This is a genomic window from Bacillus sp. Medicinal_06 (assembly GCF_056711665.1).
The window spans coordinates 404,803-420,705 of the sequence record NZ_JBWYHD010000001.1 but is presented as its reverse complement, the minus strand read 5'-3'; the positions used below and the strand labels follow the sequence as shown (position 1 = coordinate 420,705).

At 38.3% G+C, this 15,903-nt stretch carries 13 protein-coding genes; 12 read left to right on the top strand and 1 reads right to left on the bottom strand.

Going from position 1 to position 15,903, the window contains the following annotated elements; genetic code table 11:
* The first annotated feature begins 408 nt into the window (after positions 1–408).
* Positions 409–1,524, top strand: a complete 1,116-nt coding sequence (locus AC1M36_RS02200; RefSeq protein WP_479845558.1) for an RNA-guided endonuclease InsQ/TnpB family protein — start codon at positions 409–411, stop codon at positions 1,522–1,524.
* 303 nt (positions 1,525–1,827) lie between these two features.
* Here the strand turns inward: AC1M36_RS02200 and AC1M36_RS02195 are convergent, their stop codons facing one another.
* Complete coding sequence (locus tag AC1M36_RS02195; RefSeq protein ID WP_336452316.1) at positions 1,828–2,367, bottom strand: STM3941 family protein; 540 nt, start codon at positions 2,365–2,367, stop codon at positions 1,828–1,830.
* 570 nt (positions 2,368–2,937) lie between these two features.
* Between AC1M36_RS02195 and AC1M36_RS02190 the strand changes: the two genes are divergently transcribed.
* The 11 genes from AC1M36_RS02190 (at position 2,938) to AC1M36_RS02140 (ending at position 15,872) form a co-directional block, all read left to right on the top strand.
* Positions 2,938–6,372, top strand: coding sequence for a DUF4132 domain-containing protein (locus tag AC1M36_RS02190; RefSeq protein ID WP_336452315.1), 3,435 nt, complete (start codon positions 2,938–2,940; stop codon positions 6,370–6,372).
* Between the two features lie 15 nt (positions 6,373–6,387).
* A complete protein-coding gene (locus tag AC1M36_RS02185; RefSeq protein WP_336452314.1) occupies positions 6,388–7,494 on the top strand; it encodes an ATP-binding protein in 1,107 nt (368 codons plus the stop codon).
* Positions 7,455–9,761 (top strand): DUF5682 family protein, encoded by a 2,307-nt coding sequence (locus AC1M36_RS02180; RefSeq protein ID WP_336452313.1) that lies wholly within the window; start codon positions 7,455–7,457, stop codon positions 9,759–9,761. The genes AC1M36_RS02185 and AC1M36_RS02180 overlap by 40 nt, the downstream gene beginning before the upstream one ends.
* A complete protein-coding gene (locus AC1M36_RS02175) occupies positions 9,751–10,857 on the top strand; it encodes a VWA domain-containing protein (RefSeq protein ID WP_336452312.1) in 1,107 nt (368 codons plus the stop codon). The genes AC1M36_RS02180 and AC1M36_RS02175 overlap by 11 nt, the downstream gene beginning before the upstream one ends.
* Positions 10,833–12,470 carry an SWIM zinc finger family protein gene (locus tag AC1M36_RS02170; RefSeq protein WP_479845557.1) on the top strand — a complete coding sequence of 546 codons (1,638 nt, stop codon included), beginning with the start codon at positions 10,833–10,835 and terminating at the stop codon, positions 12,468–12,470. The genes AC1M36_RS02175 and AC1M36_RS02170 overlap by 25 nt, the downstream gene beginning before the upstream one ends.
* A complete protein-coding gene (locus AC1M36_RS02165) occupies positions 12,442–12,720 on the top strand; it encodes a hypothetical protein (RefSeq protein WP_336452311.1) in 279 nt (92 codons plus the stop codon). The genes AC1M36_RS02170 and AC1M36_RS02165 overlap by 29 nt, the downstream gene beginning before the upstream one ends.
* A gap of 368 nt (positions 12,721–13,088) precedes the next feature.
* Positions 13,089–13,967, top strand: a complete 879-nt coding sequence (locus AC1M36_RS02160) for a DnaD domain-containing protein (protein ID WP_479845556.1) — start codon at positions 13,089–13,091, stop codon at positions 13,965–13,967.
* Entirely contained in the window at positions 13,955–14,083 is a 129-nt protein-coding gene (locus tag AC1M36_RS02155) for a hypothetical protein (RefSeq protein ID WP_479845555.1), read from the top strand. Before AC1M36_RS02160 ends, AC1M36_RS02155 begins: the two co-directional genes overlap by 13 nt.
* Positions 14,084–14,214: 131 nt before the next feature.
* A complete protein-coding gene (locus AC1M36_RS02150) occupies positions 14,215–14,721 on the top strand; it encodes a hypothetical protein (protein WP_336452309.1) in 507 nt (168 codons plus the stop codon).
* Between the two features lie 27 nt (positions 14,722–14,748).
* Positions 14,749–15,219, top strand: a complete 471-nt coding sequence (locus AC1M36_RS02145; protein WP_336452308.1) for an SMI1/KNR4 family protein — start codon at positions 14,749–14,751, stop codon at positions 15,217–15,219.
* Positions 15,220–15,374: 155 nt separating this feature from the next.
* Complete coding sequence (locus AC1M36_RS02140) at positions 15,375–15,872, top strand: SMI1/KNR4 family protein (RefSeq protein WP_336452307.1); 498 nt, start codon at positions 15,375–15,377, stop codon at positions 15,870–15,872.
* The last annotated feature ends 31 nt before the right edge of the window (positions 15,873–15,903 follow it).

Genomic DNA, 15,903 nt, shown 5'->3' with positions numbered 1-15,903 from the left:
AATTAATGCTTCTTATTAGCGAAGTTTAACGGCAAAATAAATGAGTTGACCAATACTAGTTTTCTATTCTAGAAAGAAAAGATAATAGATTTAAAGCAATTAAAACCATAATGTCCCCCCATTCTTTCATAGTATAATTGCAAATCGATAAAGAATGGGGATTATAAATATACTCATTCATCTAAAATCGGCAAGGATACCCCTACTTCAATCGTGTGAAGGGCGATAGCCCAACGATAAGTGGGGGAGGAATTGCCGGCAGATACGGTATGATACGTTGAAAATCGTAAGATTCTGTACCATATCAAGTATCTGAAACTTCCACCTTGCTTCCTCCTTTCTCTATTTAAGTTGTTTGCTTTCACTAAAAATCTGTTACAATTTAATTAGTAAAAGGCGGTGAAAATAATGCCTACAATTACTGCAAAAATAAAAATCCATGTTTCCGATAATCAAGCTGAAAGTCTAAAGATAACAACGAACGCTTACCGCAAGGCTTGTAATTGGTTATCAAAACACATATTTGAAACAAAGAACCTTAATCAAGTAAATCTCAATAACTTATATTATTCTGATTTGCGAAATCAATTTAGGTTAAAAAGTCAAATGGCTCAATCTGTGATGAAAACTGTAATTGCTCGTTACAAGTCGGCTAAATCAAATGGACATGAATGGTCTTTGATTGGCTTCAAACTTGCAGAATATGATTTAGTCTGGAATCGAGATTACTCACTAACCAAAAACCAATTTAGTGTAAACACGCTTGAAGGTCGCCTAAAACTAAATTATGAGCGTAAGGCTATGAAGAAATACTTCAACAGCACTTGGAAATTTGGTACTGCTAAATTAGTGCATAAGTACAAAAAGTGGTTCTTACATATTCCGATGACAAAAGAGTACCAAACATTAGATTTCGCAGATGTAAACAACATCGTTGGTGTTGATTTAAGAATCAACTTCCTTGCAACCACTTATGATAGTCAAGGAAAAACAACTTTCTACAACGGAAATATTGTTAAACATAAGCGTGGTAAATTTAAAGCTACTCGTAAGCAATTACAAACACGACAAACACCATCTTCTCGTAAGAAATTAAAACAAATTGGCTCAAGAGAAAACCGTTATGTAACTGATGTAAACCATCAAATTACAAAGGCACTCGTTGATGAATACCCTAGAGGTACTATGTTTGTTTTAGAAGACTTAACAGGTGTTCGTTCTGCGACAGAAAAAGTGCGAGTGAAAAACCGCTATGTTTCTGTGTCTTGGGCTTTCTATCAGTTCCGTCAAATGCTTGAGTATAAAGCTGAATTGAATGGACAAAAGGTAATTGTGGTAGACCCCAAATATACTTCCCAAACTTGCCCTAAGTGCGGAAACATTGAAAAAGCGAATCGTAATAAAAAGCTACACACTTTTAAGTGTAAAAATTGCCAATACCAATCAAATGATGACCGTATTGGTGCGATGAATCTACACCGTAAGGGAATTGAGCATATCGGTGTAGTTACCACAGGAGTATAGCTCTTGTGGTAGGGGCGAAGTCAACCGTCCTTATGCTCCACCATACTAAGGTAGGAGAGCATTGCTCGTTCGTACTACTGGGTAGGAATAAGCGTAGTTGCTCTCTATGAGGGGAGAAGCACTGTCGAACTCCGACAGACGCAAGCCCCCACTTCAAACGACCCGTAAGGGTGTTAAGTGGCGGGTTGTTGACTAAAATTATAACTATTTAATGGAAGCAGCAGAACAAAATAAATATAGAAGAACATCTTTTTTATCGAGATGTTCTTTCTTCCTTATACCTAAATTAATTCTTTCGTTATATTATTGCGCTTCATCTTCAGGAATTAAAAAGCTTATATCATACTCATCTAACTTCTCAAGTAATGCTTCTCCATCGATTTTCAATAAATTCATATGAATATTAAATGGTATAAATCCAGCACGTTTATTAACTCGATACAGCCGTTGTCCTTTTGAAGGTATAGAGGCGATATATCGATCTTCAACATCATCTTCCATCACAATTCCTAAATACTTTTGCCCTTGGATTGCATAAGGTAAAACACCGTATACATCCTCCAAAGCAATTTTTACAGGATATTTTGGGTTGTTAATAATTGTAATGTATTCTTGCTCTAAAATGATAGCTGGTTTTTTCGTAATCATTTTTTGGATAAATTTCCAAAGCGCAATTAGTACAACGAATGCAAGAGCTCCAAATAAAAATCCAACTATGAAATTAGGCTCCTCAGATGAAAATGCATACATAACAAAAAAGAGAAACATCACTTCAATTACCAAAGTCAAAAAAAATAATCCAACTACTTTTCTCTTTGATTCATAAATATCATATCTTCTCATACGATTCCTCCATTTTCTAACAATCTACCGGTAATGCTTTTTCATGTCTTGGCACAACTTTTATACATTTGCAAACACCACCAATAACTTTTCTTTCAAATATATTAGTTGGTACTTGTCAATTGAGGCTTCAATTGACTTTCTCAAAAATTGGTATTTATATATCATATCATGAAAACATTCATTACTTACTTTGTTTACCCCGTATTAACGGGGAAGTAGTAATATACCCACCTCGAAATTCGACGAAAGCAAAGAAGTTAGGCGGGAGATAAATTGTCCGTAAAAGCCCGATTGGTGAGAGCTAGTAATTAGTGAGGGATGAAGAAAATCCCTGCTGATTAAAGTTTCACTTTATCTCTAAACCAAATCTTCAATAATTGTTTTAAGTAAATATAAAGTTTTAAAAGAAACGTATGTTCGTTTTTGGAGTGGTATGATATACTAATAATGTAAATATATTCCGTATTTTCAAAACGGAAATTTCAGATATATGCAAAAATGAGTGTTATCATAATTATATGATGTAACTACCTACAAGTTGTAGTGATGAACAGGGAGGCAGAGAGGATGGCAGTCAGTACATTTCAGTTGTTTCAACACCTTAATATGACAGGGGAACAAGAAGAATTAGCGTTACGTTACTTGCAGACGAGGGATGAAGAAGTTTTAAAACATATAGAACAAACGACGATTCGCGAAAATAAGCGTAGTGATTTTGCTTGGCAGTTTATGAATGATTTTAGGAAAACGTATAAGCAAGATTCAGGTTATTTTCGGTTATTCTATCATTTGCTTGAGGATCAACTGTTGAATGTTCTTCTCGTGCGCTTTTCATATATGAGTTTTCCAGATATAAAGGTTTATTTCGAAAAAAGCGATCTTTCATTTGATAGACTTGTAGCATTTGCTTGTAAATATTTAACGAATCTTTCGCGTTCTGTAAATGAAGCGGATGTTTTTCTTAGAGAATTAATAAGGGAGAATCCGAGGTATATAGAAGAGCAGTTACAAGTTATAACAGGACAACAAAAATTACTTTTACTTCTAGTTATGTTAGATGCAGATTATGAGAGATTTCTACCTTATCGTTCTTTACTGGAAGATGAATTGCAAGAGCAAGCGGAGTATATATTGAGGTTAAGCGGAGCAGAAGAGAAGGTTGAAGCAGCCAAAAGGTACGTTCGAGGTGAATCTGTTAGTAAGGTGTTTGCTGGTGGGTCTTTACCTGATTTTACTTGGCAGCAAATTTTTCGTTTGTATACGCATTCGGATGTTGCAAGAAGATATATGGAATTGTTAGTGAAATGCTCTGTTAAAAATTTTATGAATTATGCAATTTCGCATGTCAGCCATACTCTTGAACAGTCTGGAAATTACAAAAAAACAAAAAGTTTTTATGCACAATTATATGAAACAACCCGAGATTTGTGTGAGCAATTCGGTATTCTAGAGGAAAGATTTTTCGCATATCGCCTTGCACAGCATCAGTTAGGTGTTGTTGATTTTGATCGCGTATATGAATACCAATTGTTGCTTCAAATGGTGGAAGAACAATCAGAATTTGTACAACGTACACTGCAATATTTAAGGCAAAGTCATTACCTTTTTGTATCAATGCTTTTAGCGGAAAAAGGGTACGAGCTACATAAAAATAGAGTACGTGAAGAGTTTTTAACGGTTGTCCTTCAAACGAAATCATCTGACATACGTGGTACATATCGTAACTATTTATTAGGAAATGTATCATTTGAGGATATGAAGCGATGGTTCGAAAGTTCGAAGTTTAGAAATAATTACTGGAGAATGCCGGTTTTAGAAATTGCATTACTTTGGGATATAGAGGAAGCGGCAAAGAGAGAAGCAGCTCTTACGCTTCAACTTGGGAGAAATTACAGCTATCACTATAGTTTATACGAACTTCTGCAGCGGTATGCTGCGATGGAGAACTCACCAGAACAGGTGCTAGAAGATCTGCTTTCCTACGGTTTATCGATGGAGAAACTCGTTTCTTATTCTATTGAACAAGCTTTCGGGCATAGTGAGAAGCGAGATAAGGCGACGGAGGCACTCGTTCGTTTGTTTGTAAAAGAACGGACATATGTAACAGAGAAATTCGCGGAGTATTCTGCAGATGAACGAATTTTTATTTTGGATGAGTTGGCAAAGGATAACGCCGTTCAGACGCGTGATCTTCTCATTCAAAGCCTTGGGGATTCTTCTAAAAAAGTACGTACCGCTGCAGTTGAACTTCTTACAAAAGATATAGAAGCTGCAGAGGATGTAGCAAAGGAATTAAATCATAGAAAGAAAGTTGTACGCGAACATGTAATGCAAACACTTTTATATTATAAAACTGACAAATATACAAAACTTGTACAGGAAGCATTACAAGAAAAGAAAAATGCTTCTTTGATGGAGAAATTTGCTCCATTGCTTGATGAGGGGGACTTAGAAGGAGCATCAGGTAATATTGAAGCGCTTTGCGCGCGTATTTTAACGCCGCAAAAAAGGAATGCACTTGTGCAGTGGCTCGGGTTTGAACCACAAATTCGCCTTCGTGATTCTGAAGCAATTGCAGATGCAATGATTCCTCTTGCATATTTCCAGCAGTACGTATCAGATTCTGTTATTGAGAAGAAGGAAGTGGCAGAAGTGATAAGCGCCGCTCTTAACGAACAAGACTTGAAAGAAAATATACAAGCAATTTACCAACTTTGGATTTCTCAAGGTGCGGAATCGAAGAAACGCGGCATTCTTTCGCTGTATGGCATTTACAGTGATGATGAGATGGTGATGCAGCTTAAAAAGCAGATTGATGAGTGGGCACTTGGTATGCGCGGAGCTATTGCTGCTGCGGCCGTTCAGGCGCTAGCGTTGTCTAAGTCGCACATTGGGCTTATGTCTATTCATGCGATGGCATTTAAGTATAAACATAAGCAAGTGCGTAATGCTGCGAAAGAAGCGCTGAGTCTCGCTGCTAAAACGCGTGGTATAACAGAAGAAGAATTAGAAGATCAGCTTGTTCCAGACCTTGGTTTTAATAAACGCGGTGAAAAAACAATTGATTATGGCAATAGAACGTTTATTGCTTATTTAACTCCAAATTTGAAGATTGAGTTAAAGACGGAAGAAGGAAAACGACTGAAGTCGCTTTCGAAACCAAATGCAAAAGATGATGCGGAAAAAGCAGAGGAGGCTAAGGCGGAGTTATCCTCTATAAAGAAACAGCTCCGGACTATGATTACGATGCAAACGCAGCGTCTTGAAACAGCGCTTTCTCTTAATCGCTATTGGTCACAACATACATGGCAGTCTCTGTTTGTGGAAAATCCAATTATGCAGCAATTTGCTATCTCGCTTATTTGGGGTGAATATAAGAAAGGAAAGTTGCTTGCGATGTTCCGTTATATGGAGGATGGCACGTTTAATACAATTGATGAAGAAGAGCATGAGCTTACACCAGATACCGTTATTGGTTTAATTCATCCACTAGAATTGTCCGAAGAGGAACGGGAATTATGGAAGGAACAGCTAGATGATTATGAGGTGACTCAGCCATTTCCGCAAATTGACCGTGAAGTATTTCAGGTTGAGGAAAATGAGGAAGTTACTGTGGAGAGGTTTGCTGGTACTCAGATCAATGGCCGTTCACTGTTTGGTAAGATGACGAAGTACGGATGGAGTCGTGGATCAGTTCAAGATGCCGGTGTATATTATACATTCTATAAAGAAGATACTCGCGCTGGATTAGGAGCGGAGCTTGCGTTTGAAGGGACACCGGTTGGATATGAAGGCGAGGAGGATGTGTGCGTATTTGAAATTCAATTTTACAAAGCAGGAACGGTGAGCCGCGGTTCATATGATTACGACGAAATTGATCATGAGAGACGCGTTTTACCAAAACAAGTATCGGAACGCTTTTTCAGTGAAATTTTATATGATATAAAACGGGCAACAGAATCGAACCTTGGCCGTGATGAAAACTGGCGCAGTAAGCGATAAGAAAGGAAATGACATATGCAGTCTATTAAACCATTAATGGAAGAATTATATGAAATAGAATTGAATGCGTTAGAAGCGAATGATTCGTTTCCCAAACCACCTAACTGGCGATTGTCACCGCGTGCCGTTCGTACGTTTATTATCGGACAAGAGGAACCGCTTCTTTGGGAAGGAAAAGAAGCGGAGATTAGTCGTAAGTTTTATGGGAATGATGCGCTTGTGGAACGTGCGATTGTTACATTAGCAGGGAATCGCGGGCTTATGTTAATTGGAGAGCCAGGAACAGCAAAGACGATGCTGAGTGAGCTACTTTCTGCCGCAATATGCAGAAATAGTCGCAACACTGTTCAAGGAACAGCTGCTACGATGGAAGATACGATTAAGTATTCGTGGAACTATGCACTTCTACTTGCGAAAGGACCTGTAAGAGAGGCACTTGTGCCAGGGCCTCTCTTCGTTGGGATGGAACAAGGGATATTAACTAGATTTGAAGAATTGACGCGCTGCCCGCAGGAAGTGCAGGATTCATTAATCAGTGTTCTGAGCGATAAGGTGCTGAATATTCCGGAGTTTGGAGAACAAGGAATTCTTACGGCAAAGCCTGGGTTCAATATTATTGCCACGGCCAACACGCGCGATCGCGGTGTGAATGAAATGAGTAGTGCATTGAAGCGTCGTTTTAATTTTGAAACGGTGCATCCAATTAAGGATGTAAAGCTTGAAGCAAAAATAATAGAGTCACAAGTAACACGGTTATTAGGAGCGTCGGGCATCACGCCAGAAGTGGATAGGGCGGTTGTTCAGCTGTTAGCGACTGTTTTTCATGAACTACGTGAAGGCGTAACTGCTGAAGGGAAACGAATTGATCAGCCATCTTCTGTAATGAGTACTGCAGAAGCCGTATCTGTATATTATCAAAGTGCAATGGATGCGTACTATTATGGAAGCGGACAAGTGAAAATGGATGCACTTGTTCGGTATTTGTCGGGCACAATTGCGAAAGAAAACAAGGATGATTTAGAAAAGCTGCGCAGTTACTTTACAAGCATCGTTAGGGCGCGAGGGCAAGTAGGAGGAGAGGTATGGAAGTCGTTTTTCGAAGCTCGCAATCAGCTGAAGTAAATGCATGGTTTCAAAGAGCTTACAATTTAGATCACAACGTCGTATATGTGCCGATTCGCCATCATAGTCCTGCGTGCTCTTTTCATGTACAAAAAATCGTTGCATTATATAAACCGGATGCGATTCTTATAGAAGGACCGATAGATTGCAACCCTCTTATTCCGCATATTGTGAGTGCAGAAAGTGAGGCTCCGATTTGTATATATTGCAGTTATGATGATAAAACGGATGTGCTTGAAAGAGGAGAGAGTGGAAAGTACCGTGCGTACTATCCCTTTCTCAACTATTCACCGGAACTTGTTGCGCTGCGGGAAGGAGCTGCAAAAAGCATTCCTGTTTCATTTATTGATCTTCCTTATAAAGAATATTTATTTTTAGAGAAAAATGAGGAAGAGCATGGGAAGTATGACGAACAATATTTTCAGCATAGTCAATACGTTCGCATGCTTTCGGAAAAAACGGGGTGCCGAAACTTTCATGAATTTTGGGAGAAATATTTTGAGTTGCAAGGCTTTCATATGACAAGCGAGGAGTTTGTCCGTCAGCTCTTTCATTATTGTTATTATACGCGCGTGGATTACACGCAGGAGATGTTGATAGAAGACGGATGCGCAGCCAGAGAGATACATATGGCAAAGGAAATTGAAAAAGCACGTAAAGTATATGACAAGGTGCTCGTTATTACTGGAGGCTTTCATGTGAAAGGGCTTCTCGAATTGGAAGGAAAACAGAAAAAACTGCCCAAAAGTCCATTGTCTAAAACATATGCAAAAAACTATCTTATGCCGTATTCCTTTTTGGAAAGTGATCAGACGCATGGTTATGAGAGTGGTATGCCTGCACCTGCTTTCTACCAACATATTTGGGAGAACAGGGATGAAGCGGTAGCTGAGCAATTTATGATACGAATTGCTCGGCAGCTAAAGGCAGAAGGAATATCAATGGCAGATGAGATTGAGGCTGCGCGAATGATACGTGAACTTGCACTGCTTCGGGGAAAGATGCAACCTGGATTGTATGAACTGATGGATGCAGTGAGCAGTACATTCGTGAAAGGTGAGATATTCTCGGTAGATAAGCCTTTAACGGTGCTTCAGAAGAGTTTGCAAGGGACAAAGCGCGGAAAATTGTCAAAAGAAGCGGATGTACCGCCGCTCGTACATGATTTTCGTGCTTCTGTTCGTTCATTTCGCCTTCCAGCGCGTTCTACTGTACCACATGAGACGATTCTTGACATATATAAGAAAGAACGACACCAGCGTTTAAGTCAATTCTTTCATTGCCTCACTTTTTTAGGAGTTCCGTTTTGTGAGAAGTTGCGCGGTCCTAATCTTGCGAGAAAGCAGAACATCAATCTTATGCGTGAAACTTGGAAATATCGTTTTTCAGCACAAGTGGAAAGTGCTCTGATTGATTTATCTGTGTATGGTGGAACTGTGAGGGAAGCCGCACAGGAAATGCTAAGAGCAAAGCTGCACAAGGCAAAGGGACGGGCTGGAGAGGTGGCCCTTTTATTGCTAGAAGCCTACTTAAGTGGTTTATTTTCTGATTTCACCTTGTACAACCCGTTTATAGATGAAGCAATACAGGCGGATGGAGATTTTGCTTCAATGGCAGATTGTGCTTACTATTTATCACAAATAGAAAAAGCAAATCAGCAAGCGAATCATGCTAGACATAAAGCACTTTCGTTATTTTCTGTTTTAGATGGAGGCGAACCAGCAATTATTGCGGAAAAGCTTATCGATTTGTACACAATGCAGCCTGCAGACCAGCAATTTATTGAAGCGCTGGAGCTTTATTTGCAAAAGGAAAAACGAGAAAGCCAAGTAGAGGGAGCGGTATTTGGGCTGTTAACTTCTTTAGGGAAGCGGAAAATCGATGAGGTCATGCAAGTGGCAGAAGGATATTTTTATGGAAGTGGCGATATGCAAAAACAAGCCCCGATATTTTTGAGTGGTTTGTTTGCTGGCGCAAAAGATATCTTTTTATATAACGAGTCACTGCTTGATGGAATGTCCCATGTTCTAGAAGTACTTGATGAAGAGACATTTTTACAAGTGTTGCCGCATTTACGCCTCTTGTTCAGCCAATTCACGCCGCTTGAGGTTGGTACGATTGCTAGACAGGTTGCCGGGTTATATGGTGCCACAGAAGAAGTGATAAAAGAAGAAGCGATTTCAGAAGATGTGCTGGCGTATGCAATGCAGTTAGATCGGAAGGCACGTGAGATTTTAATGAGACGGGGGCTAGAAGATGGAGAATAACATTTCTTTAAATCGCTGGCGTCTTGTCCTTGGAAAATATGCGGATGACCAAATTACATTTCAGGAAGAAAACCGTGCATACAGAGAAATGGATGAGGTGCTGGAATTTTTATACGAACGGGAACGCGGAGAGGAACGTGGCGGGTCGCTGGATCCCTCTCAGTTAACAATGCCTACTTGGGTTTCGAAAGTGCGGGAGTTATTTCCGCAAGAAACAATTGAAATTATGGAAAATCATGCGCTAGAGAAGTATGAATTAACGGCTCTATTACAAGAGAAACAAACGCTTGAAAAAATGGAGCCGAATATGAATTTATTAAAATGCATTTTACAATTTAAAGATTATGTAAAACCGGATGTATTGGATACAGCTAAGCGTATTGTAGCGAAAGTTGCCGAGGAGTTACGTCGTAATTTAGAGCAAGAAGTGAAGCATGCTTTAAGCGGTAGACCGGATCGAAATCGCTCTAGTCGCGTGCGCACGATGCGCAACTTTGATTTTAAGAAAACGATTCGAAAGAACTTGAAGCATTTTGACAAGGAAACAAACACCATACATATTGAAAAACCGTACTTCTATGCTGCGACGAAGTATGTTAGCCCATGGCGTGTGATTCTCGCAGTAGACGAGAGTGGAAGTATGATTGATTCTGTTATTCATAGTGCAGTTATGGCTGGCATTTTTGCAAGCTTACCGACGATTAAGACAGATTTGTTCATCTTTGATACAGCTGTTGTTGATTTAACGGATCGTATTGATGACCCGGTGGAAACACTTATGAGTGTACAGCTTGGGGGAGGAACATATATTGCTCAGGCACTGCGCTACGCAACGAATAAAATCGAGATGCCTCATAAAACAATTGTCGTGCTTGTAACGGATTTATATGAAGGTGGCAGTTACAATGAAATGTACAGAGAAGCGATGAAGATTGTAGAATCAGGAGCAAAATTGATTGTGCTTACTTCTCTTGATCCGACTGCACAGCCTTTTTATGATAAACAGGCAGCTAAAAAAATGGCGGCGCTCGGTGCTCATGTAGCAGCATTAACACCAGGGAGGTTGGCACAATGGATCGCAACAATCATTTCTTAAATGTTCTTTCCTCTATTGATGAAACATACTTAATCGCCATGTCCAACAAAGGAACATATAAGAGAGCAATGAAGGATTTGGCTGCCGCAACAAATGTCAAAATGGACGTAGAAGAGGGGGCAGCGCAAATACATCTTGGTGATGGAATTACTGTAACGTTTACGGGTGATATACGCAGTTACTCTTGCACGTGTGAAGCCCGTTCGATTTGTAAGCATGTCATTATGGCTCTATTAGAAGCAAAGAAGATGTACCAAGGTGAAGAGAATATAAAAGTTGATTTCTCTGCTCTTTTGAATGTGGACGTTCGCAATATTGTCTCCGAAAAAATGTGGGCTGAAATAATGTTCCGCGAAACATTTCAGCAAAAGTTTGTTTTAGAAGAAGAGGGTGCTTTAATTGCGTCCTTCCCAGAAGAGAATATAACGGTTCGCTTTCTGACAGCTGAATCGGTAGCGGATGCGATCTGTACGTGTAAAGCAGAGGGAATATGCCGGCATAAGGCAGAAGCGGTATACTGGTATCAAAAAGAGAAAGGAATTTCGCATGAAACGAAACAGATGCAACCTCTTATCATTGCGACGGATAAGCTATCTATTTTCAAAGAGATGATTGAGCAAGTTGTTCACTTTGGATTAACGCGGCTTACTGAAAATACAATCTATGAAATAGAACAACTTTCTGTAAAAGCCCGTTCTTTGAAACTAGCAAAGCTAGAAAATTTATTTCGTAAGCTTGGGGCCGATATTAGGCTATACCGGATGAAACATGCATCTTTTCAAATGGCATCCTATCGGCAAACGCTGTCCGCGATTTATGAATACATTTTGTTGCTAGGGCGCCACCATCTGCAAGAGAGTCCGTTTCGTTCGGAATATTATGAAGTTCCACCACTTACTTTGCATGCTTTTGGTGCATCCGGCTGGCAAACGAAGTCCCGTTATGTTGGTGTGACGTATTATTTCTATAACCGAGAACAGGAAAAGTGGATCACATACACGCAGTCGCGCCCTATGTTTTATGAAGGGAGTAGCACAACTCCTGAAGAACTCCATGAAAGGCAAGCACCATGGGCGATTGCAGGGAAAGGATACGAACTATCTCGTTCATCTTTCGGGTTGAAGCAGGCAAAACTTAACGCTGATTTTCAATTGTCATCTAGCTCACAGACAGTAGGAGAAGTGGAAGGAAAAACAAATGTGGCAGAGTGGAAATCTCTCTTTTTAACCTCATGGGAAGAACTACTAAAAAAAGTAAAAGAGAACAGGTTAGAGGCAAATAAACAAGGAGTCTTTTGTATCGAAGTTGCTGAAATAGGAGAATGGGAATTTCAGAAGCAAGAACAAAAATGGATCCTACCTCTTATCGATAAGAATGGTAAAGTATTGCAAATGCAAATGATGGAACGACCAGAAAATGAGCGGATGATTCGAATTGTAAAAATATATTTGGACTCGTTACATGTAAAGAAAATGCTAGTCCATTCTTATCAAGAAGGAACAAAGCTCGTTGTTACACCTGTCATCTTGTATACAGAAGCAGGTGAAATTATAAATATTACACTCAATGAAGGAGAAACGTTCTATGATAAAGTTAGTACAAATAATCGATGAATTAGAACAACTTCTAGATGAGATGCTTATTTCAGGAGCGGGGAGTATACCACTTTCTTTGTTCCATGATATAAAACGAGAATGCGAAAAGTACGGTCTTTCCTATGCTGCCGCGCAGTTGCTTATTATAGAAGAAGAGAGAAACAAGGCCCGCTTTCTTCATAAAGAAGAAACAAGCAAATTGACAGAAGCATTTTGTAAGTTGCAGGAATATATTCAAGTTGTAAAAGCTGAAATGCTACATATATGATTTAGCTTCGGACAAGACGTATTTTTAGTCACTTCTTTATGATTTAGTCGCTCATAAAGAAGTGATCATATTATAAGTTCTTCAGCAGATGACAAACCCATGCATGTAATAAAAGAAGCCCCATATAAGCCCATTCCAAGCCTCTTATAAACCACTATCAAGTAATAAATCAATTAAATAAATAAAAGAAAAACAACTACAAGAACAAAAAGAATTACAAAAAAACAACTACAAGAAAATAAAAAAGTAACATTCTCGTATTAGTAAAAAAATATAAAATAAATTCACCAAATTCCTTCTTGTAATCCTATATATAGTAAGGAGTCACCAACTCTATATTTATCACTAAAAGGGCGGGAGGAAGAAACATGGGAGTATATCGGAGTGTACAGATAAATTTTTGGCAAGATGAGTTTGTACTAGATTTAACGCCAGAGGAACGTTACTTTTATATATACTTGTTAACATGTTCGAAGACGAGACAATGCGGAATTTACCCACTGCCACTACGTTTGGTAGAGATGGAAACGGGGTATAATCGTGAAACAGTTGAGAAGTTGTTGCAGCGGTTTGTTACGTATGGAAAGATATTATATGACGCGAAAACGAAGGAATTATATGTTCTAAATTGGTTGCGTTATAATCCTATTACGAATACGAATATAGAAAAGTGTGTGTTACGTGAATTAAAGACTGTGAAAAATATAGAGCTTGTACATATGTTTATTCAAAGATGCCTAGAGGAAGAATTGAATATTCCGCTATTGCTAGAGTATTTCGGAATGCCGATTGGAGCATCTGATGTGATTACGCAAGAAGTTGTTCAAGATTGTGGGCGGGAGGAGAAAGTAGAAGAAGTAGAGGTTAAGGAAGAAGTAAATTCCGGTAGCAATGTATTCGCATTTTATGAACAAAACTTCGGTAGTTTGTCATCTTATGCAGTGGAAATATTAAGTGAATGGATGGGGAAATTATCAGAAGAGCTCGTATTAAAAGCACTCCAGATTGCATATGAAAATAATAAGCGAATGCTTGCTTATGTGAAGGGGATTTTACGAGATTGGCATGGGAAAGGATATACGAAGCTCAGTGAAGTAGAGGAAGCAGCAGTGAAATTTCGAAAGAAAGAGCCGTCTCTTCTTAATGAAACGGAGGAGTTTTTGAAGGAATGTGAAGAGTGGGAGAAGAATGTACCATCTGAGGAAGAATTACAGAAGTTCTTGCAGGAAGAAGGGTGGAAGCCGTGAGTCTAGGCGGAACAAGTGCAACAAAGCCTTTGGTAACCGATTTTAGAGTATTACAAACAAAACTTCTTATCAATGAAAAAGTAAACGAAGTAGACTATCAAGATGTTGCGATTTGAATAGGGTGGAGTGATATAAAGATAGCTTAGCGTTTTCTTTTAAAATATGAAATTGATGAAGAAAAGAAGGCACTCAATTATATTATGTATAAAGAGTTTTAATTTATATTGAAATTTGAATAAAGCATGAGGTGAATGAATTGTTTACAAAAGATACATATATTAGCTCGGTAAAAGAAAATCTTGAAAAAAATTCAGAAAGGTTGATTAAAAATATAAGAAAAATTCGTAGTTTTAATTATTACATTAAAATAGAGTTGCTAGATTTTATGATTTTTATTGGATCATTTGATCTTTCTATCATGATGTTTTCTATGAATAGAGAAGCAGGTGAAGTTTTTTATGAAGGAAATGATAGTAGTGTTTTTGCAGGAAGTCATGAATTACTCGAACGTATATCATACTATAACCTTTCTGATGATCAATCAGACGAGTTCTGGGAGTTTTATGAAGAAAACGATGAGATCATATCGGCAGATGAGGAAAAAATCATCGTGGAATGGTTTGTTGATTGCTGGAATAAAGCAGATGGAGGAAGTATAAAATTCCCCGCCTATTGTGGTTTTCATGATGCTAATCAATCATTTGACTTACAGAAAAATATATGGGTTTCTGATGAGGAAAAGTGGTGGGATTAAAACTCAGAAGATAAAGGCGTATTTTTAATGAGAATAAAAAAAGATTCAGTGATTTTTCCGTTACCTTCTGAAGACTTAATATTTAAGAAAGAAAAGGCTTGGAGAGTTGAATTACCGCTAGATTATAAGAATTTTATAAAACTGCATAATGGTGGGCTTCCAGAAGAGAACTCTTTTATTTGTAATAATCATAGTTACGCAGTTATTCGGTTCTTATGTATCCTTGAAGCTCCAGAACATATTGAAAGTGGCATGTTTGATATTGATGTAATATGGTCTCGATTTGATGAAAGGCTTACAGATGATGGGGATTTACTAGGAGTAGCTTTATTGCCAATTGCTGTTTTGTTTGCTGGTGATGTTTTATGTTTAGATTTTCGCGAATCAAGAAATAGTCCTACAGTTTGTGTGTGGGATCATGAAAATTCTGCTGAGCTTGAGCCAGTAGTTTATCATGTTACAGATACTTTTCAACAGTTTCTAGACATGCTTCATTAATAAATCTTAGGTTGCTATTCACCAAAACAATAATCGGCAAAGTTGTCTAGTGAATGATAAGTAGTATACATATAGAGTCTATCTAGAATACGGATTTTACAATTGATATTCATTATGCTATACAATATTTTTGGTTATAAAAGGGGATTTAAACGATGATAAACTGGAAGGTTCATATATCGGCAATGGTAGCGGTGAAACAGGATGTGGAGCAAATATGGCCACATCACTTTCCGGAGGTTGGAGCAAATGAGGCAGAGATCTGCCTTGTTGAGAAAAAAATAGGATACAAACTTAATCAAAAGTATAGAAATTTTCTGAAATATGCGAATGGCTGGAAAGGGTTTTATCAAACAGTTGATTTATTTGGGACAGAACAACTTAAAACAACAATGCATTATGCAGAGAAATTATTAAATGCAATTGAGGAAGATATCTTAAAGGAAAGTGGTGTTTTTAGAAATCAATTACTGCCAATCGCAGTCACTGAATTTGACAGAGATTTATTTACATTATGTTTGCCAAATTCTTCTACGCCTGGAGCGGTCGTTTGGTTTGCTGGAGAGGAAATAGATCGATTTGAAAATTTCGAAGAGTACTTTTTAAAGATGATTGATTATAACCGGGAAGAAGTATTTGTTTTAAGAGAGTAGCAGATAATAAAGTTTCATTAACAGATTTAGG